Raw genomic sequence first — 19,612 nt, 5'->3', positions numbered from 1 at the left:
ATCCTCGACGTCGCGGGCCGCGCCTCGCTGCAGCGGGTGCCGATGCTCGAGCCCCTGCGGGGCACCCGGGCGACGACCGGTGCGCTGCTCGACCGCTGCGCCACGGCCGCCGAGCTCGTGCACGCCCCTGGACCCGCGGGCGCCGCTCAGCCCCGCGTGGGAGCCCCGGCCGGCGGCTGCCCGTCGTCCCACGTGTCGGGGTGCCCCCAGCGCTCGACGAAGGCCGCGCGGTCGCGCTCCACCTTCCGGCCGAGGCGAAGCATGGCGGACCAGAGGACGGCGAAGAGGGCGCCGAGGGCGAACATCGCCGGCAGGACGAGGCCACCGAGGACGACGACCGCCTGCAGCACCCACCCGAGCGCGATGCCCCACGGCCGCCGCACGAGCCCGGACGCCAGCAGCAGCACGACGGCCAGCCCGAGGCCGCCGCCCCAGACGAGACCGGCCGGGGCGTCCGAGAGCTGCGACGCGGCGAGGACGGCGAAGAAGACGAGGAACGCCTCGAGGACGAGCACCGAGGCGGCGAGGCGGGCGGTCACCGCGCCCCGCCGAGCGGTCCGTCGCCCGGGTCGTCCTCCGGGTCGGGGTCGACGCCGAGCCGCCCCGCGTCCTCGTCGCCGTCGAGGTCCAGCGGGTAGCCGAGGATGTCGAGCGGCTCGCGCTCGTCGCCGGGCCCGCCGTCGCCCTCGTCCTCGCCGCCCGCCGCGGGCCCGGCGCCGCGCGACCGCCCGGGCGCGTCGACGGCGGCCGCCCCCAGCAGCTGGCGCGCCTCGGCGGCCACCGTGACCGACCCGGTGACGAGGACCCCCCCGGACCCGCCGCCGCCGACGTCGGCGAGGTCGACGGCGGTCGCGATGGCCTGGTCGAGCCGCTCGGCGACGTGCACGCGGTCCTCCCCGAAGACGTCGCGGGCGATGCCGGCGAGGACCTCGACGTCCACGGCGCGCGGCGAGGAGGAGCGCGTGACGACGACCTCCTCGAGCGCCGGCTCCAGCAGCGACAGGATGCCCTCGGCGTCCTTGCCCTCGAGCACCCCGACGACGCCGACGCCGTGGCGGACGGCGAAGGCCTCCTCGAGCGCGTCGACGAGCGTCGCGACGCCGGCGGCGTTGTGGGCGGCGTCCGCCAGCACGAGCGGCGACGGGCGGAGCACCTCCAGGCGGCCGGGCGAGGCGACGTCGCCGAGGGCGGCCTCGAGCAGGGCGCCGTCGAGGGCGCGCTCCCCCCCGCCGAGCAGCGCCTCGACGGCGACGACGGCGAGCGCCGCGTTGTGCGCCTGGTGGGCGCCGTGCAGCGGCAGGAAGACGTCCTCGTAGCGCGCGGCCAGCCCCTGGACGGCGATGAGCTGGCCGCCGACGGCGACCGAGCGGCCCGCCAGGGCGAAGTGCTCGCCCTCGCGGACGACGCGCGTGCGCAGCTGGGCCGCCCGCTCGCCGAGCACCTCGCCCGCGCCGTCGGGCTGCAGGCCGACGACCGCGATGGCGTCCCGCCGCAGGATGCCGGCCTTCTCGCGGGCGATGTCCTCGACCGTCGGCCCGAGCAGCTCCGTGTGGTCCAGCGAGATGGGCGTGATCACCTGCACCGCCGACTCAACGACGTTCGTCGCGTCCCACGTCCCGCCCAGGCCGACCTCGACGACGGCGACGTCGACCGGCGCCTCGGCGAAGGCGGCGAAGGCCATGACGGCGAGCGCCTCGAAGTAGGTGAGCGGCACCTCGCCCGCCGTCCGCAGCTCGCCGTCGACGAGGGCGAGGTAGGGGGCGACGTCCTCGTGGAGGTCGGCGAAGGCGTCGTCGGCCAGGGGCAGGCCGTCGACGCTGATGCGCTCGGTGACGCTGTGCAGGTGCGGGCTGGTGAAGCGCCCGGTGCGCAGGTCGTGCTCGCGCAGCAGCCGCTCGGCGATGCGCGCGGTCGACGTCTTGCCGTTCGTGCCGCCGACGTGCACCACCGGGTAGGCCCGCTGCGGGTCGCCGAGGAGCTCCAGCGCCCGGCGCACCGGGTCGAGCCGCGGCTGCACCGCGTTCTCGGGGGTGCGGGAGAGCAGCTCGGCGTGCGCGGCGCGCAGCCGCTCCGCGGGCGTGCGGCCGGGGCCGCCTCCGGCGCTCACCGGGCCTCCACCCGGACGCGCACGCGGGCGCCGTCGCCGGCGGTCCCGTCGCTCACGCCCCCCGCCGGGTCCGCGGCCGCGGCCGCGAGGTCGCCGGCGGCGCCCCCGAGCTCGCGCGCCGCGTCGAAGGTGACGGCGCCCACGCTGTCGGCGAGCACCTCCCCCATGACCAGCCCCTGGTGGGCCATGACCGCCTCCCAGACCGGCTCGTCCCCGACGACCGTCAGCCGGATGCGGGTGCCGACGGCGAGACCGGCGTCGCGCCGCGCCTGCTGCACGAGCCGGACGACGTCGCGCGCCACGCCCTCGGCGGCGAGCTCCGGCGTCACCTCCGTCGCCAGCACGACCCAGCCCGCCCGGCCGGGCAGCACCTGCGCCGCCGTGCCGGCGGCCTGCTCCCCCACGACCCGCTGCACCTCGTACTCCCCCTCCTGCAGGGCGATCCCGCCGGCCATGACGGACCCGTCGTCGCCGACCTCCACGTCGCCGGCCTTGGCGGCGCGCAGCGCCACCTGCACCTGCTTCCCGAGCCGCGGGCCGGCGGCCCGCGCGTTGACGACGACGCGCTCGACGACGCCGCCGCCCGCGTCGGCCGTGCTGCGCAGGACGACCTCCCGCACGTTGACCTCGTCGCGGACCACGTCGGCGAAGGGCTCGAGCGACGCCGGGTCGTCGACGACCACCTCGAGGCGCGCGAGCGGCAGGCGCGTGCGCAGGCCGTGCGCCTTGCGCAGCGACGACGCCGCGGAGCAGACCGCGCGGACGCGGTCCATGGCCGCCACGAGGTCGGGGTCGTGCGCCAGGCCGTGACCCCCCTCCTCGCGCGGGCCCGGGACGGGCCAGTCCTCCAGGTGCACGCTGCGCCCGCCGGTGAGGCCCCGCCAGACCTCCTCCGTCGTCAGCGGCAGCAGCGGCGCGGCCACCCGGCAGACGACCTCGAGCACCCGCGCCAGGGTGTCCATGGCCGCCGGGTCCTCGCCCCAGAAGCGCGCCCGCGAGCGGCGCACGTACCAGTTGGTGAGGACGTCGACGTACTCGCGCACGGCCTCGCAGGCGCCCGCGACGTCGACGACGTCGAGCGCCGCCGTGACGTCGTCGACGAGCGCCGCCGTCCGGGCGACGACGTACCGGTCGAGGAGGTCCTCCGAGGCCGGGGCGTCCAGGCGCGCCTCGCGCCCGGCCCCGCCGTCGGCCGAGCCGGCGTAGAGCGCGAGGAAGGACCACGCGTTCCACAGCGGCAGGAGCACGGCGCGCACGCCCTCGCGGATCCCCGCCTCGGTGACGACGAGGTTGCCCCCGCGCAGCACCGGCGAGGCCATGAGGAACCAGCGCATGGCGTCGGAGCCGTCGCGGGCGAAGACCTCGCCGACGTCGGGGTAGTTGCGCAGGCTCTTGGACATCTTCTGGCCGTCGTCGCCGAGGACGATCCCGTGGCTCACCACCCGCCGGAACGCCGGGCGGTCGAAGAGCGCCGTCGCCAGCACGTGCATCGTGTAGAACCAGCCGCGCGTCTGGCCGATGTACTCGACGACGAAGTCGCCCGGGAAGTGGGAGTCGAACCACTCCCCGTCCTCGAAGGGCGCGTGGACCTGGGCGAAGGGCATCGAGCCCGAGTCGAACCAGACGTCGAGGACGTCGGGCACCCGGCGCATCGTCGAGCGCCCCGTCGGGTCGTCCGGGTTCGGTCGGACCAGCTCGTCGACGAAGGGCCGGTGCAGGTCGGTCGGGCGGACGCCGAAGTCGCGCTCCAGCTCGTCGAGGGAGCCGTAGACGTCGGTGCGCGGGTGCGCCGGGTCGTCCGAGACCCACACGGGGAGGGGGCTGCCCCAGAAGCGGTTGCGGCTGATCGACCAGTCGCGGGCGCCCTGGAGCCACTTGCCGAACTGGCCGTCCTTGACGTGGCCGGGCACCCACTCGACGAGCTGGTTGAGCTCGACCATCCGGTCCCGGACCTTCGTCACCTCGACGAACCACGACGAGACGGCGCGGTAGATCAGCGGGTTCCGGCAGCGCCAGCAGTGCGGGTAGGAGTGCACGTAGGAGTCGGCGCGCAGGACGCGGCCGCGCTCGCGCAGCGCCCGCGTGATGGGGGTGTTCGCCTCGAAGACGTGCTGGCCCTCGAAGTCGGGCACCACCGAGGTGAAGCGCGCGCGGTCGTCGACCGTGAGGACGACGGGGATGCCGTGCTCGGCGCAGACCCGCTGGTCGTCCTCGCCGTACGCCGGCGCCATGTGCACGACGCCGGTGCCGTCCTCGGTCGTCACGTGGTCGCTGGGGACGACGACGAAGGCGCGCTCCGTGCCGAAGACGTCCGCGTCGGCCAGGTAGTCGAACAGCGGCGCGTAGCGGCGGCCGACCAGGTCGGTGCCGCGCAGCCGCTGGACGACGCGCGCGGCCGGGTCGTCCCCGAGGTCGAGCGCCTCGGCGTAGGAGGCCAACCGCGCCTGCGCGAGCACGTACCGCTCGCCCGCGCCGCCGTCCGCCGCCCCCGGGCCGGCCTCGACGACGACGTAGTCGACGTCGGGCCCGACGGCGACGGCGAGGTTGCTCGGCAGCGTCCACGGCGTGGTGGTCCAGGCGAGCAGGCGCTCGCCGGTCTCGAGGCCGAACCAGACGGTGACCGCTGGGTCCTGCCGCTGCTGGTAGACGTCGTCGTCCATGCGCAGCTCGTGGTTCGACAGCGGCGTCTCGTCGCGCCAGCAGTACGGCAGCACGCGCTGACCCTCGTAGACGAGGCCCTTGTCGTGGAGCGTCTTGAAGGCCCACATGACGCTCTCCATGTACGAGAGGTCCAGGGTCTTGTAGTCGTGGTCGAAGTCGACCCAGCGGGCCTGGCGGGTGACGTACTCCTGCCACTCGTCGGTGTAGCGCAGGACGCTCGAGCGGCACGCCTCGTTGAAGACCTCGATGCCCATCTCGAGGACGTCGCGCTTGCCGCCGATGCCGAGCTGCCGCTCGGCCTCGAGCTCGGCGGGCAGCCCGTGGCAGTCCCAGCCGAAGCGGCGCTCGACCCGGCGCCCGCGCATCGTCTGGTAGCGGGGGACGACGTCCTTGACGTAGCCCGTGAGCAGGTGGCCGTAGTGCGGCAGGCCGTTGGCGAAGGGGGGCCCGTCGTAGAAGACGTACTCGTTGGCGCCGTCCTCGCCCGCCGGCCGCTGGTCGACGCTGGCGCGGAAGGTGCCGTCCTCGGCCCAGTAGCCGAGCACGCGCCGCTCGAGGTCGGGCAGCGACGGCGACGCCGGAACCCCGCCCCCCGCGCCGGTGCGCCCGGCGGACGCGAGCGGGTAGACACCCCGTGGCGACGCGGGGGCACCGGTGCTCTCGTCAGGCCCGGTGCTCTCGTCAGGCCCGGTGGCCTCGGCCGTGGTCATCGCGGGACCTCCTCGCCCCGGGCGCACGCGCGTGCGCTCCGGACCGCGAGGACGAGCGTCCGGCGTCCGGCCGGGCACCCGCGGTACCACCTCGCTTGCGCCCCGCCCCGGTGGGGCGGAGCGCCGCTCCTCGTCCAGCGCTGACGGGCTGGTCCCGCCCGGTTCTACTGGGGCGCCCCGCGGGGCGCCCGTTCTTCCGGGGGCTCGCCGGTGATGGCCGGGTCGACGCCGTTGGAGGAAGGCTACGCGCCCCCACGCCACCGGCGCCACGCGCACCGCGCCGGAGGCGCCGCCGGGTCCGCGCGCAGGGCGCCGGGAGGGGCGGCCCCTCGGCACGGGCGACGTCGACCTCGAGCGCCGTGCCCCGTCCGGGTGCAGCTGTCCGGGGCACGCCCCCGTCCGCCCCTCGCCGGGTCGCGAAAGGTAGGTGAGGCTTCAACCAACCGACGCCCCTCGACGACGAAGGACACCCCTCATGGCCAGCCCCCGCACCCGCCGCTCGACCGCCGCCCTCGTCGCCTCCCTCGCCGTGGGCCTGGTCCTCACGGGCTGCGGCGCCGCCGCCCCCGGCGCGGGGGCCGCGGTCGAGGCGGTCACGGTCCAGGCGGCCCCGCGCATGGCTCCGGTGGCGGCGGCGACCGCGCGGCCGGAGGCGCCCCGGGCGCTCGCCCTGCACGTCGAGGGTGACGCCGTCGTGGCCACGTGGGAGGCGCCCGACGGTCCCGGGGCCGTGATGACGGGCTACGAGCTCTTCGTCGACGACGCCCCGGCCGTCGTCCTCGACGCGGCCGCTCGGTCCTCCCGCCTCGCGGGCGTGGTGCCGGGCGACGGCGTGCTGGTCCAGCTCCGGGCGGTCGCGGGCGACCTGCCCGGCCGCACCGCCGAGGCCTCGCTCGAGCGCACCTACCGCACCCCCGCCCCCCGCTGGGCGCTTGAGGAGGAGCGGGCGATAGCGGCCGCCGCCGCCGCGGCCTCGGCCGCAGTCCCCGCCCCGGCCGCCGCCCCGGCCGCCGTCCCCGCCTCCGCCCGGGTGGCCGAGGAGCGGGCGGCCGCGCCGGCGCCCGCCCCGGCGAGCAGCCCCGCGGCCCCCGACTGGGCGGCCCTGTACCGCGCGGTGGAGGGCTCGGTCGTGCAGGTCTCCCGTGAGGGCTGCACGCCGGGCGACGCCTCCACGGGCACGGCCTTCTTCGTCGGCCCCGACCTGCTCGTGACGGCCGCGCACGTCGTCGAGGACGCGGCCTCCCTCGGCGTGGTCGTCGGCGGCCGCGACGAGACGGCGGAGGTCGTCGGGCTCGACGTCGCGCAGGACGTGGCCCTCCTGCGCGTCCCCACCCAGCACCCCGGGCTGGCGCTCCCCCTCGCCGCGGAGCTCCCGCCCGTCGGGACCCCGCACGCGCTCGTCGGCTTCGCCTCGGGCCTGGGCCAGAGCCTCCAGCTGGGCACCGTGTCGTCCGTGCTGCCCGCCTTCGCCGGCGTCGGCGGCGCCGCCCTCACCGACGCGGTGCAGAGCGACGTGCAGACCTCGCCGGGGGCCAGCGGAGGCCCGTGGCTCCTCGCCGACGGCACCGTCGTCGCCCTCACGAGCACGGGCGTCGACACCAACGTGACGGTCGGCGCGGGCGCCCCGACCGCCGCGGCGCTCGTCGACGCCTGGAGCCGGGCCCCGCAGGTCGTCACCGCCTGCTGAGGCGGCGGGGCTGCCGCGCGACGACCGGCAGGGCGCCGCCCACGACGGAGGAGGGGCCGCCCCCGGCCGAGAGATCTCGGCGGGGGGCGGCCCCTCCTCGTGCGTCCTGGGCGGTGCCCCGGACAGGCGCCTCAGTCGCAGCGGGCCAGGTCGACGTCCCGCTCGGTGGCCAGGGACGCGGTCTCCCGCTCGTAGCCGCGGATGGCCTCGACCTTCTCGGCCGAGGCCGACGACGGGTCGAAGCGGTAGCCCAGCCACTCCTTGGCGAGACGGCGCGCCAGCTCGAGGCCGACGACCCGCTGGCCGAAGCACAGCACCTGGGCGTCGTTGGACAGGACGGCGCGCTCGACGGAGAAGCCGTCGTGCGCCGTCACGGCCCGGACTCCGGGCACCTTGTTGGCGCTGATGGCGACCCCCAGCCCGGTCCCGCAGACGAGCAGCGCGCGGTCCGCCCGCCCGTCCGCCACCCGACGGGCGGCCTCGACGGCCACGTGGGGGTAGGCCGTGCTGTCGTCGCCGTGGACGCCGACGTCGACCACCTCGGCGACGCGCTCGTCCGCCTCGAGGTCCGCCTTCAGCGCGTCCTTGTACTGCACGCCCGCGTCGTCGGCCCCGACGACGATCCTCCAGCCCTGCTCCACCACAGATCCTCCTCCGCTCGTCCCGTCCGGACCGTGGCCCGGTCCGGCGTCCGTGTCCTGCTGGCCCAACGCGGCGCCCCGGTCAGGCATGCCCTGACCGCCCAGGTCCCCGGTCGCTGCTCCCCGAGCCCGCCCCGAGCCGGCCCGGCCTCAACCGCGCAGCACCCCGGCGAGGGTGCGGGCGACCATGCCGAAAGAGGTCGCCCCGGCGTCCGGGGTGCCGAGGCTCCGCTCGGCCAGCGGCCGCGCGCGCCCCACCCTCGGGCGGAGGTCGGCCGTCGCCGTCGCGGCCTCCTCGGCCGACGTCGCAGCGACGTCCCACGCGGTGGCGAGGTCGTCGCCGGCCTCGACGCGCTCGCGCAGAGCGGTGCGGAACGGCTCGATGGCGTCGAGCATCGTCTTGTCGCCCACCGACGCGCCGCCGAGCCGCAGCAGCACCTCCATGCCGGCGTCGACGGCGTCGACGACGTCCGCCGCGCCCGGGCGGGCCTCGTCGCCCAGCCGCGCGCCGACGGCCGTCAGGGCCGCTCCCCACAGCACGCCGCTCGTGCCGCCGGCGCGGTCGGCCCAGGCGGCGCCCGCCGCACGGACGGCGCCACCGGTCCCGCGGCCCTGCTCCTGCGCCTCCCGGGCGGCGTCGAGGGCGGCGCGGCTGCCGCGCACCATCCCGCGGCCGTGGTCGCCGTCACCGGCGACGGCGTCGATGCGGCCCAGCTCGTCCTCGGCGCCGGCCATCTCCGCCACCACCGCCTCGGCGCCGCGGACGACGTCGGGCACGAGGGCGCGGGACTCCTCCGAGCCGCGCGACGCCTCCTCCGGAGGTGGAGCGGACGCCGCAGCAGCCTCCTCGGCCGAGCGCTCCGGACCCTGCTCGAGGGCGTCGGTGGAGCCCTTCCGGTAGGCCGGGGAGTCCGCGGGGGCGCGCCACCAGCGCTCGAGGTCCTCGTCGAGCCACATGAGCGTGAGGGAGACGCCCCCCATGTCGAGGCTCGTGACGAGCTCGCCGACCTCGGGCTCGACGACCTCGAGGCCCGCCTCCCGCAGCAGGCGCGCCACCGTCCTCCACAGGACGAAGAGCTCCTCGTACTTCACGGTGCCGAGCCCGTTGAGGACGGCGGCGACGCGCCGCGACCCCTCGCCCAGGTCCTCGGGCGCCTCGGCCAGCACGCCGTCGACGAGGCGGGCCGCCAGCTCGGCGGCCGTCGGCATGTCCTCGTCGGAGACGCCCGGCTCGCCGTGGATGCCGAGCCCGACGCTCATGGTGCCCTCGGGCACGGTGAACAGCGGGGCGTCGGCCCCGGGCAGGGTGCAGCCCGTGAAGGCCACCCCGAGGCTACGGGTGCGGTCGTTGGCCCGCCGCGCCGCCTCCTCGACGCCGTCGAGGTCGAGCCCCTCCTCGGCCGCCGCCGAGGCGCACTTGAAGACGGTGACGTCGCCCGCGATGCCGCGGCGCTTGGGCACCTCGTCGCCACCGGCGCTCGCGACGTCGTCCGTGACGGCCACGTACCGCGCGTCCACGCCCTCCGCGCGCAGGTGCTCGACGGCCAGGCCGAAGTTGAGGACGTCGCCCGCGTAGTTGCCCGTGGTGAGGAGCACGCCGCCCCCGCCGTGCGCGGCGCGGCTCACGGCGGCGGCCTCGGTGGCCGACGGCGACGTGAAGACGTTGCCGACGACGGCGCCGTCGGCGTAGCCGGGCCCGACGACGCCGCAGAACGCCGGGTAGTGGCCGGACCCGCCGCCGACGACGACGGCGACCTTGCCCTCGCGCGTCGCCCGCGCGCGGACCACGCCCCCGGGCACGCCGACGACGCGCCCGGCGTGCGCGTCGAGGAAGCCGGCGAGGGCGTCCTCGCTGAAGGTGGCGGGGTCGTCGTGCAGGCGCGTCATCGCGTCTCCGCTCGCTCGCGCGCCGGGCGGTCCGGCGCTCTGCGCGCTCCGGGGAGGAGCGGCTCGGGTGGGGGCTGCTGCTCGGAGGGGGCTGCTGGGGGCCGCCGGCGGGCCCCCGTGCACGACCCTGGCGCCGCGGGTCCGGCGGCGCAAGGGCGCGGCGGTCTCACCCCGGCAGCAGCGAGACCTTCACCGACCGGGAGGAGTCCGCGACGAGGTCCAGGCCCTCCTGGAACCGGGAGATCGGCAGCTGGTGGGAGCAGATCTCGTCCATCGGCAGGACGCCCGACTCGACCATGGCGATGGCCGCGGGCCAGGTGTAGGCGCCGAGGTGCGCGCCGAGGACGTCGAGCTCCTTGTCGTCGCTGATGATCGACCAGTCGACGGAGACGGGCTCCTTGAAGACCGAGTACTCGACGAAGGTGCCGCGCTTGCGCAGGAGGTCGAGCCCCTGGCCGACGGCCGACGGGTGGCCGGTGCCCTCGATGTAGACGTCGGCGCCGTAGCCGTCCGTGAGCCCCCGGACGACCTCCGCCGGGTCCTGCTGCGAGATGTCGACGACCACGTCGGCCCCGCACCTCCTCGCGAGCTCGAGCTTGGCCGGCACCGTGTCCAGGGCGACGACGTGCGCCGGGGACTTGGCCCGGGCCCCGGCGACCATGCCCAGCCCGATGGGCCCGCACCCGGCGACGACGACGACGTCGCCGAAGCGGATGCCGGCGCGCTCCACCGCGTGCAGCGAGCACGACAGCGGCTCGACGAAGGCGGCGTGCTGCGGCGGGATCGACGGGTCGACCTTGTGCACCCGGGCGTTCGCGGGGAAGACCATGTACTCGGCCATGGCGCCGGGCGTCGCCCGCTTGAAGCCGAAGATGTCGTGCGGGCCGCACATGTGGTAGTCGCCGCGGCGGCAGTACCGGCACTCCCCGCAGGGGACGATCTGCTCGGCGACGACGCGGTCGCCGACCTGCACGCCCCAGCGCGCCGCGGCCTCGTCGTCGATCTCGGCGACCTCGCCGACGAACTCGTGCCCGGGGACGACCTCGGTCTCGGCCCACGCGGGCCGGTCGTCGTCGCCCCAGAACTTCGCGGCGCCGTGGTAGCACTTCAGGTCGCTCGCGCAGATGCCCACGGCCTGGACGCGCACGAGGGCCTCGCCCGGCCCCGCGGTCGGCACCGGCAGCTCCTCCAGCCGGTAGTCCTGCGGGCCGTGGCAGACGACCGCCTGCATGGTCCGCCCTGCGGCGTGGGGTGCTGTCGTCTCGGGCGAGCTGCTCACCGTCGGGCTCCTCGTCGTGGGGCGCACCGCGGCAGCCGGGCCGCGGCGTCGGCGTCGTCACCGACGGACCGACCGTAGGGCAGTGCGCGCGGGAGCGCCCCGTCCGGTCTGGGAAGATCGGCCCATGCCCGACGCGCGCACCCCGCAGGTCCCCGACAAGCCCTCCCTCGACGGCCTCGAGGACCGCTGGGCCCCCGTCTGGGAGGACGCCGGCACCTACCGCTTCGACCGCGGCGCCGAGCGGGCGGACGTCTTCTCCATCGACACGCCCCCGCCGACGGCGTCCGGGTCGCTCCACGTCGGCCACGTGTTCTCGTACACGCACACCGACCTCGTGGCGCGCTTCCAGCGCATGCGCGGCAAGCACGTCTTCTACCCGATCGGCTGGGACGACAACGGGCTGCCCACCGAGCGGCGGGTGCAGAACTACTTCGGCGTCCGCTGCGACCCCTCGCTCCCCCACGACCCGGACTTCGAGCCGCCCCAGCGCGGGGGCGAGGGCAAGAGCGTCAAGGCCGCCGACCAGGTGCCCGTCGACCGCCGCACCTTCACCCGCCTGTGCGTGGAGCTGACGCACGAGGACGAGAAGGCCTTCGAGGCGCTCTTCCGCCGCCTCGGGCTGTCGGTGGACTGGACGCAGCAGTACACGACCATCGACGACCGCTCCCGCGCCGTCTCCCAGCAGGCCTTCCTCGCCAACCTCGAGCGCGGGCAGGCATACCAGGCGCAGGCGCCGGGGCTGTGGGACGTCACCTTCCAGACCGCCGTGGCGCAGGCCGAGCTCGAGGCCCGCGACTACCCGGGCGCCTTCCACCGGGTCGCCTTCTCCCGCAGCGACTCCGGCGAGGCGCTGCACATCGAGACGACCCGGCCCGAGCTCATCCCCGCCGTCGTGGCGCTCGTCGCCCACCCCGACGACGCGCGCTACCAGGCGCTCTTCGGCACGACGGTGCGCTCGCCGCTCTTCGACGTCGAGGTGCCCGTGCTGGCCCACCCGGCGGCCGAGCCCGACAAGGGCGCCGGCATCGCCATGTGCTGCACCTTCGGCGACCTCACCGACGTCCAGTGGTGGCGCGACCTGCAGCTGCCGACCCGCCCGGTCGTGGGGCGGGCGGGCCGCCTCGACCGCGAGACGCCGGACTGGATCACCAGCGAGCGCGGCCGCGAGGTCTACGCCGACCTCGCGGGCAAGACGGCCTTCTCCGCGCGGGAGGCCGTCGTCGCCGCCCTGCGCGAGAGCGGCGACCTCGACGGCGAGCCCGTGCCGACCCAGCGCAAGGCCAACTTCTTCGAGAAGGGCGACAAGCCGCTCGAGATCGTCACGAGCCGGCAGTGGTACCTGCGCAACGGCGGCCGCGACGGCGACCTGCGCCAGCAGCTGCTCGACCGCGGCGCCGAGCTCGACTTCCACCCGGCCTTCATGCGGGTGCGCTACGAGAACTGGGTCGGCGGGCTCACCGGGGACTGGCTCGTCAGCCGCCAGCGCTCCTACGGCGTCCCGATCCCGGTCTGGTACCCGCTCGGCGAGGACGGCGAGCCCCGCCACGACGCGCCGATCACCCCGGCCGTCGCCGACCTGCCCGTCGACCCCTCGAGCGACGCGCCCGCGGGCTACGAGGAGTCCCAGCGGGGCGTCCCCGGCGGGTTCGTCGGCGAGACCGACGTCATGGACACCTGGGCGACGTCGTCGCTGAGCCCCCAGATCGCCGGCGGGTGGGGCCAGCGCGACGGCGACGCCGACCTGTGGTCGCGCGTGGCGCCCTTCGACCTGCGCCCGCAGGGGCAGGACATCATCCGCACCTGGCTCTTCTCGACGGTCGTGCGGGCCCACCTCGAGGACGACCGCCTGCCGTGGCGGAACGCGGCGATCAGCGGCTGGATCCTCGACCCCGACCGCAAGAAGATGAGCAAGTCCAAGGGCAACGTCGTCACGCCGGTGGACCTCCTCGAGAAGCACGGCACCGACGCCGTCCGCTACTGGGCCGCCTCGGCGCGCCTCGGCACGGACGCCACCTTCGACGAGGCGCAGATGAAGGTCGGGCGGCGCCTGGCCATCAAGGTGCTCAACGCCAGCAAGTTCGTCCTCGGCTTCGGGTCGGCGCCGGTCGAGGACGTCACCGAGCCGGTCGACCGGGCGGTGCTCGCCGGCCTGGCCGACGTCGTCGAGGAGGCCACCGCCGCCCTCGAGGCCTACGACCACCAGCGCGCCCTGTCGGTCACCGAGACCTTCTTCTGGCGCTTCTGCGACGACTACCTCGAGCTGGTCAAGGACCGCGCCTACGCGGGCGGTGCCGCCGACGCCGGCGCGGGCGCCCGGTCGGCCCGGGCCGCGCTCTCGGCCGCCCTCGACGTGCTGCTGCGCCTCCTCGCGCCGTTCATCCCCTTCGCCACGGAGGAGGTGTGGTCGTGGAGCCACGACGGCGCCTCCGTGCACCGCGCGGCGTGGCCCGTGGCCGCCCCCTTGCGCGACGCGGCCGGCGACGCCGAGCCCCGGCTCCTGGGCGTCGTCGGCAGCGCGCTGGCCGGCGTCCGCAAGGCCAAGTCGCAGGCGAAGGTCTCGCAGCGCACGGAGGCCTCCCACGCCGTCGTCTCGGCCCCCGCCGCCGACGTCGCGCTGCTGCGCTCCGCGGCGGACGACCTCCGGGGCGCCGGGCGCGTGCGCGAGCTCGACCTGCGCGAGGGCGGCGACGAGGTCGTCGTCAGCGACGTGGAGCTCGTCACCGAGGAGGCCTGAGCCGCCGACCGGCTCGCCCGCCCGGACGGACCGCGCTCCGTCCGGGCGGGCGACGCCCCTCCGCCCGCCCGGACCTGCCGCGGCGGGTGGCGGCGCGCCACCATGGGCGCGTGAGCAGGGGGCGTCGGACCAGGTCCGTGACCGACGCGACGGGGCGCGTGCGCCGGGCGTTCGACGCCTCGGCCGCGCGCTACGACCGCTCCATGGCGCAGGCCGAGCGGTGGGTTCTCGGCGAGCAGCGCCGGTGGGCGGTCTCCCGGGCGCGCGGGCGCGTCCTGGAGATCGCCGTGGGGACGGGCCTGGACCTGCCGCTCTACGGCGAGGGGGTCGACGAGGTCGTCGGCGTCGACCTCTCCCCCGCGATGCTCGACGTCGCCCGACGGCGGCTGCGGGACCGCGGACCGGGCGGGCCGCCCGTCGAGCTGCGCGTCGGGGACGCCCAGGCGCTCGACCTCCCGACGGCGTCCGTCGACACCGTGGTCTCGACGTACTCGCTGTGCGCCGTCCCGAACCCGGCCCGGGCGCTGGACGAGGCCCGTCGCGTCCTGCGCCCCGGCGGCCGGCTGGTCCTCGTCGAGCACGGCCCGGCGCTCGTCCGCTGGGTGCGCGCGGGCCAGCGACTCCTCGACCCGGTGACGGTGCGCCTGCACGAGGAGCACCTGCTGCGCGACCCGGCCGAGGCCGCACGCGGGGCGGGCTTCGACGTCGCCGAGGTCGAGCGCGGCGGACGCGCCGGCCTGGTCCACCGCGTGCTCGCCGCAGCGCCCCGCTAGCGCGGCGGGCGGGGGCGGACCGGGCCCTCCGTCAGGCCGACTTCTCCCGGCGCTCGCGCTTGCGGGGAGCGGCCGTGCCGGCGTCGCGCGGCACGAGGGTCGGCAGCACGTTCTCGAGGACGACCTCGCGGGTGATGACGACGCGGGCGACGTCCTCGCGGGAGGGGATGTCGAACATGACCGGCATCAGCACCTCCTCCATGATCGCCCGGAGGCCGCGGGCGCCCGTGCCGCGCAGGATCGCCTGCTCGGCGATGGCGCGGACGGCGTCTGACGTGAACTCCAGCTCGACGCCGTCGATGTCGAACATCCGCTGGTACTGGCGCACGAGCGCGTTGCGCGGCTCGGTGAGGATCTTCACGAGCGCGTCGGCGTCGAGCTTGCTCACCGTCGTGATGACGGGGAGGCGCCCGATGAACTCGGGGATGAGCCCGAACTTCGTGAGGTCCTCGGGCATGACCTGCCCGAAGACGTCGACGTCGTCGTTCTTCGTGTGCAGCTGGGCGCCGAAGCCTACGCCGCCCTTGCCGACGCGGGACGCGATGATCTCCTCGAGGCCGGCGAAGGCGCCGCCGACGACGAAGAGCACGTTGGCCGTGTCGATCTGGATGAACTCCTGGTGCGGGTGCTTGCGCCCGCCCTGCGGGGGCACCGACGCCGTCGTCCCCTCGAGGATCTTCAGCAGCGCCTGCTGCACGCCCTCGCCGGAGACGTCGCGCGTGATCGACGGGTTCTCGCTCTTGCGGGCGATCTTGTCGACCTCGTCGATGTAGATGATGCCCTGCTCGGCCTTCTTGACGTCGTAGTCGGCGGCCTGGATGAGCTTGAGGAGGATGTTCTCGACGTCCTCGCCGACGTAGCCCGCCTCGGTGAGGGCCGTGGCGTCCGCGATGGCGAACGGCACGTTGAGCATCCGGGCGAGGGTCTGCGCCAGGTACGTCTTGCCGGTGCCCGTCGGGCCGATGAGGAGGATGTTCGACTTGGCGAGCTCGACCGCGTCCTCGCGGGCGGCGCCCGCGGCCGGGACGGCCTGGACCCGCTTGTAGTGGTTGTAGACCGCGACGGCCAGCGCCCGCTTGGCGGCGTCCTGGCCGACGATGAACTCCTCGAGGAAGTCGAAGATCTCGCGCGGCTTGGGGAGCTCGACGAGGCCGAGCTCGCTGGCCTCCGCCAGCTCCTCCTCGATGATCTCGTTGCAGAGGTCGATGCACTCGTCGCAGATGTACACGCCGGGTCCGGCGATGAGCTTCTTGACCTGCTTCTGGCTCTTCCCGCAGAACGAGCACTTCAGCAGGTCGCCACCGTCACCGATGCGCGCCACGGCCCTGCTCCTCCCTGCTGCTGCTCACCCGGCGTCCGCCGGGCCGTCCATCACACCACGCGACCCGCCTCGGCGGGGCCGCCGCGCCGGGCGGGCGGGAAGTCCACCCGCCCGGCGCGCTGCGCTCGTCGACGCGAGCCGCCCGGCCTCAGGCCGGGACCTGCACCCGGCCCTTGCGGCTCGGCAGGATCTGGTCCACCAGGCCGTAGTCGAGCGCCTGCGAGGCCGTGAGGATCTTGTCGCGCTCGATGTCCAGGCGCACCTGCTCGACGTCGCGGTTGCTGTGCAGCGCCGTCGTCTCCTCGAGCCAGTTGCGCATGCGCAGCGCCTCGGCCGCGTGGATCTCGATGTCCGAGGCCTGCGCGTAGTCGCCGCTGGAGAGCGCCGGCTGGTGGATGAGCACGCGGGCGTTCGGCAGCGCCAGGCGCTTGCCGGGAGCCCCGGCCGCGAGGATCACGGCCGCCGCGGACGCCGCCTGCCCGAGGCAGACCGTCTGGATGTCCGGCTTGACGTACTGCATCGTGTCGTAGATCGCCGTCAGCGCCGTGAAGGAGCCGCCGGGAGAGTTGATGTACATGACGATGTCGCGGTCCGGGTCCATGGACTCCAGGACGAGGATCTGCGCCATGACGTCGTCGGCGGACGCGTCGTCCACCTGCACCCCGAGGAAGATGACGCGGTCCTCGAAGAGCTTGTTGTACGGGTCCTGCCGCTTGAAGCCGTAGGCCGTCCGCTCCTCGAACTGCGGGAGGATGTAACGGCTGCTGGGCGACTGCGGCGCCACCCCGCCCGCGGCGCGGGCGATCGCGCTGTGGTCTGCCATCGGTGCCCTCCTCAGCTCGTGCCGCCACCGCCGCGGACGTCCGCGGCGTGGGCCTCGACGTGGTCGATGAAGCCGTACTCGAGCGCCTCGGCGGCCGTGAACCAGCGGTCGCGGTCGTTGTCGAGGGTGATCTGCTCGACCGACTTGCCGGTCTGCTGCGCCGTCAGCTCGCTGAGCGTGCGCTTCATGTTGTTGATGAGCTCCGCCTGGATCCGGATGTCGCTCACCGTGCCGCCGAAGCCGCCGGAGGGCTGGTGCATCATGATCCGCGCGTGCGGCGTCGCGTAGCGCTTGCCCTTGGCGCCCGAGGACAGCAGGAACTGCCCCATCGACGCCGCGAGGCCCATGCCGTACGTCGCCACGTCGGGCTTGACGAACTGCATCGTGTCGTAGATCGCCATGCCGGCCGTCACCGAGCCGCCGGGCGAGTTGATGTAGAGGTGGATGTCCTTGTCCGGGTCCTCCGCCGCCAGCAGCAGCATCTGCGCGCAGATGGCGTTGGCGTTCTCGTCGCGGACCTCGGAGCCCAGCCAGATGATCCGCTCACGGAGCAGCCGCTGGTAGATGTGCTCGTCGAGCCCCACGCTCCCGCCGGGCCCGCGGGCGGTCACGCCGTCCGCGCCTGGTGCGTTCACCACGCTCATCGCTCCGTCCTCGACGGGGCTGCCCGCTGGCGCGGGCTCCGCCCCTGCTCGTCCGTCCTGCACTGCACCGGTCCCCGCTCGTCCGGCGCTCTCGCGCCGGGCCCGCCGGGGCTCCGGAGGTCATCCCTCAAGGTCTGGCAGCGACCCTAACCCCCTGCCCCCGGCCGCCGTTCCGGCGCACCGCGGGTGTTCGCCGTGGGCGCACCGCGCTCCCCCGCCCGGGCGCCCGACGCCCGACCGGGGACCCGGGCGTCCCTCCGGCCGGCGGCCACGACCGCTGCGGCCCGGCACGTGGTGGAGGGGGTGGTGACGGGCACGGCGGCGGGGCGGGTGCGACCCGGGCACGTCAGGCGAGCAGCGTGGTCGGGGCGCGAGCCCCGACCACGCGCGTAGCCAGTGCCCGGGTCGGACCCGCCCCGCCGCACCCAGCCCGCACCTCCCCCCAGTGCCGCGCCGGAGGACGACGACGCCCCGGTCCGCGGGGGCGGCCGGGGCGTCGTCGGAGGTGGGTCAGTCGCGCGTGGTGCCGTCGGCGTCCGAGGCCTCGGTCGCCTCGGCCGGGGCCTCCTCGGCCGGCAGGTCGCCGGCCGCGTCGGTCGGCTCGTCGAGGTCGGTGGCCTCGGGGCCGTCCTCGTCCTCGGAGAGGTCGACGCGGTTGCCGGAGGCGTCGGTGATGGTCGCGCCCTCGAGGACGACGGCGAGGCCCTTGCGGCGAGCGACCTCGGAGACCATCGCCTGGACCTGGCCGGCCTCCTGGACGGCCTGGGCGAAGGCGCTGGGCTCCATGCCCATCTGCGGGGCCGTCTGCACGAGGTACTCGACGAGCTCCTCCTGCGAGACCTGGACCGCCTCGGCCTCCACGACGGCGTCGAGGAGCAGCTGGGTGCGGAGCGCCTGCTGCGTCTGCTCGGTGACCTCGGCGCGGTGCTCGTCGTCCTCGAGCCGGCCCTCGCTCTCGAGGTGGCGCTGGACCTCGGCCTCGACGAGGGCCTCGGGGACGGGCACCTCGACGGTCTCGCGCAGGACCTCGAGGACCTTGTCGCGCGCCTGGACGCCCTGCTCGAGGACGGCGGCCTTGCGGGCCTGCTCGCGCAGGTCGGCGAGGAGCTCCTCGGCGGTGTCGAACTCCGACGCCATCTGCGCGAAGTCGTCGTCGGCCTCGGGGAGCTGGCGCTCCTTCACCGACTGCACGGTGACGGTGACCTGGGCCTCCTGGCCGGCGCGGTCGCCGCCCGCGAGGGGCGCCGTGAAGGTGGCCTGCTCGCCCGCGGACAGGCCGGTGACGGCCTCGTCGGTGCCGTCGAGCATCGTGCCCGCGCCCACCTGGTAGGAGATGCCCTCGGCGGTGTCGATCTCCTCGCCGTCGATCTCGGCGCGGATGTCGATCGAGAGGAAGTCGCCGTCCTGGACGGGGCGCTCGACGCCGGTGAGCGTGCCGAAGCGCGCGCGCAGCGCGTCGAGGCGCGTGGTCACGTCCTCCTCGGACACCTCGACGTCGTCGACGGAGACCTCGATGGAGGCGTAGTCGGGCAGGTCGATGGTCGGGCGGACGTCCACCTCGGCCGTGAAGGCGAGCTGGCTGCCCTCGTCGACGGGGACCTCGGTCACCTCGACCGAGGGCTGGCCGAGGACGCGGAGCTCCTGCTCCTGGGCGGCGCGGCTGTAGAACTCCGGCAGGGCGTCGTTGACGGCCTCCTGCAGGACGGCGGCACGGCCGACGCGCTGGTCGATGATGCGCGGCGGCACCTTGCCGCGGCGGAAGCCGGGGACCGTGACCTGCTGGCCGATCTCCTTGTAGGCCTTGTCGAGGCTCGGCTTCAGCTCGGCCAGGGGGACCTCGACGGTCAGCTTGACCCGGGTCGGCGTGAGGGTCTCGACGGCGCTCTTCACTGCGCGGGCTCCCGTTGCGGATTCGACGTGCGCCCCTGACCCCTCGGAGGGGCTCCTCACCTCGGACGGCGGGACGGGCGCGGACCAGCAGCCCACCCTAGCCGCGGCGCCGGGCCCGCGACGAACCCGCGGCGGGCGCACCGGCGCGCACGCCGGTGCGCTGCCCGGCGTCGGGGTACCCGGATTCGAACCGGGGGCCTTCCGCTCCCAAAGCGGACGCGCTACCAAGCTGCGCCACACCCCGCGGCCGTCGGCGCCCCGGGCCCGCACGTCGCGCCCGGCGACGTCGACCGCCGCGACCAGCCTAGACGGCGGCCGTGGACGCGCCCGCGGCTCGCCCGCCGGTGCTGCCAGGATCCCCGCCCGACGCCGCGGGCCACCTCGGCGACCGACCCGCACCGGCGCCCCGACGATCCCGGCGCCGCTCGCCCCCCGCACCACCAGACCGCCGGAGC

The 19,612-nt window shown here is 75.7% G+C and carries 13 protein-coding genes and 1 tRNA gene; 3 read left to right on the top strand and 11 right to left on the bottom strand.

What is annotated here, in order from left to right:
* Nucleotides 1-146: 146 nt before the first annotated feature.
* The 3 genes from HLB09_RS03770 to ileS are packed head-to-tail and all read right to left on the bottom strand — an operon-like array spanning nucleotide 147 to nucleotide 5,478.
* On the bottom strand, nucleotides 147-539 hold the full coding sequence (locus HLB09_RS03770; protein WP_171202068.1) for a DUF4233 domain-containing protein: 393 nt from the start codon (nucleotides 537-539) through the stop codon (nucleotides 147-149).
* Nucleotides 536-2,107 (bottom strand): bifunctional folylpolyglutamate synthase/dihydrofolate synthase, encoded by a 1,572-nt coding sequence (locus HLB09_RS03765; protein ID WP_171202067.1) that lies wholly within the window; start codon nucleotides 2,105-2,107, stop codon nucleotides 536-538. Before HLB09_RS03765 ends, HLB09_RS03770 begins: the two co-directional genes overlap by 4 nt.
* Entirely contained in the window at nucleotides 2,104-5,478 is a 3,375-nt protein-coding gene (gene ileS / locus HLB09_RS03760) for an isoleucine--tRNA ligase (RefSeq protein ID WP_171202066.1), read from the bottom strand. The genes HLB09_RS03765 and ileS overlap by 4 nt, the downstream gene beginning before the upstream one ends.
* 475 nt (nucleotides 5,479-5,953) lie before the next feature.
* Here ileS and HLB09_RS03755 point away from each other — a divergent pair, with 475 nt between their 5' ends.
* Nucleotides 5,954-7,165, top strand: a complete 1,212-nt coding sequence (locus HLB09_RS03755; protein WP_171202065.1) for a S1 family peptidase — start codon at nucleotides 5,954-5,956, stop codon at nucleotides 7,163-7,165.
* Between the two features lie 131 nt (nucleotides 7,166-7,296).
* On the opposite strand, the gene HLB09_RS03750 is transcribed toward HLB09_RS03755, so the two are convergent.
* The 3 genes from HLB09_RS03750 to HLB09_RS03740 form a co-directional block, all read right to left on the bottom strand.
* Complete coding sequence (locus tag HLB09_RS03750) at nucleotides 7,297-7,809, bottom strand: ribose-5-phosphate isomerase (RefSeq protein ID WP_322790010.1); 513 nt, start codon at nucleotides 7,807-7,809, stop codon at nucleotides 7,297-7,299.
* A 147-nt stretch (nucleotides 7,810-7,956) separates the two neighbouring features.
* Nucleotides 7,957-9,693, bottom strand: coding sequence for a dihydroxyacetone kinase family protein (locus tag HLB09_RS03745; protein WP_171202063.1), 1,737 nt, complete (start codon nucleotides 9,691-9,693; stop codon nucleotides 7,957-7,959).
* Between the two features lie 166 nt (nucleotides 9,694-9,859).
* On the bottom strand, nucleotides 9,860-10,924 hold the full coding sequence (locus HLB09_RS03740) for an alcohol dehydrogenase catalytic domain-containing protein (RefSeq protein WP_171202069.1): 1,065 nt from the start codon (nucleotides 10,922-10,924) through the stop codon (nucleotides 9,860-9,862).
* 172 nt (nucleotides 10,925-11,096) lie between these two features.
* Here HLB09_RS03740 and valS point away from each other — a divergent pair, with 172 nt between their 5' ends.
* Together valS and HLB09_RS03730 are read left to right on the top strand one after the other, a co-directional pair.
* Nucleotides 11,097-13,706 carry a valine--tRNA ligase gene (gene valS / locus HLB09_RS03735; protein WP_171202062.1) on the top strand — a complete coding sequence of 870 codons (2,610 nt, stop codon included), beginning with the start codon at nucleotides 11,097-11,099 and terminating at the stop codon, nucleotides 13,704-13,706.
* A gap of 137 nt (nucleotides 13,707-13,843) precedes the next feature.
* Nucleotides 13,844-14,479, top strand: coding sequence for a class I SAM-dependent methyltransferase (locus HLB09_RS03730; RefSeq protein WP_171202061.1), 636 nt, complete (start codon nucleotides 13,844-13,846; stop codon nucleotides 14,477-14,479).
* Between the two features lie 31 nt (nucleotides 14,480-14,510).
* Here HLB09_RS03730 and clpX read toward each other — a convergent pair whose 3' ends face one another.
* The 5 genes from clpX to HLB09_RS03705 all read right to left on the bottom strand — a co-directional run bounded on the left by clpX (nucleotide 14,511) and on the right by HLB09_RS03705 (nucleotide 19,401).
* Nucleotides 14,511-15,800, bottom strand: coding sequence for an ATP-dependent Clp protease ATP-binding subunit ClpX (gene clpX, locus HLB09_RS03725; RefSeq protein WP_171202060.1), 1,290 nt, complete (start codon nucleotides 15,798-15,800; stop codon nucleotides 14,511-14,513).
* A gap of 148 nt (nucleotides 15,801-15,948) precedes the next feature.
* Nucleotides 15,949-16,623 (bottom strand): ATP-dependent Clp protease proteolytic subunit, encoded by a 675-nt coding sequence (locus tag HLB09_RS03720; RefSeq protein WP_171202059.1) that lies wholly within the window; start codon nucleotides 16,621-16,623, stop codon nucleotides 15,949-15,951.
* Between the two features lie 11 nt (nucleotides 16,624-16,634).
* Nucleotides 16,635-17,267 carry an ATP-dependent Clp protease proteolytic subunit gene (locus HLB09_RS03715; protein ID WP_171202058.1) on the bottom strand — a complete coding sequence of 211 codons (633 nt, stop codon included), beginning with the start codon at nucleotides 17,265-17,267 and terminating at the stop codon, nucleotides 16,635-16,637.
* Nucleotides 17,268-17,777: 510 nt separating this feature from the next.
* Nucleotides 17,778-19,157, bottom strand: a complete 1,380-nt coding sequence (tig, locus tag HLB09_RS03710) for a trigger factor (protein ID WP_171202057.1) — start codon at nucleotides 19,155-19,157, stop codon at nucleotides 17,778-17,780.
* 170 nt (nucleotides 19,158-19,327) lie between these two features.
* Nucleotides 19,328-19,401 (bottom strand) — tRNA-Pro (locus HLB09_RS03705).
* Nucleotides 19,402-19,612 lie beyond the last annotated feature (211 nt).

Source organism: Pseudokineococcus marinus (assembly GCF_013004605.1).
Taxonomy (GTDB): Bacteria; Actinomycetota; Actinomycetes; order Actinomycetales; family Quadrisphaeraceae; genus Pseudokineococcus; species Pseudokineococcus marinus.
Note: the sequence above shows the minus strand (reverse complement) of the source record. Positions and strands in the feature narration are given on the sequence as shown.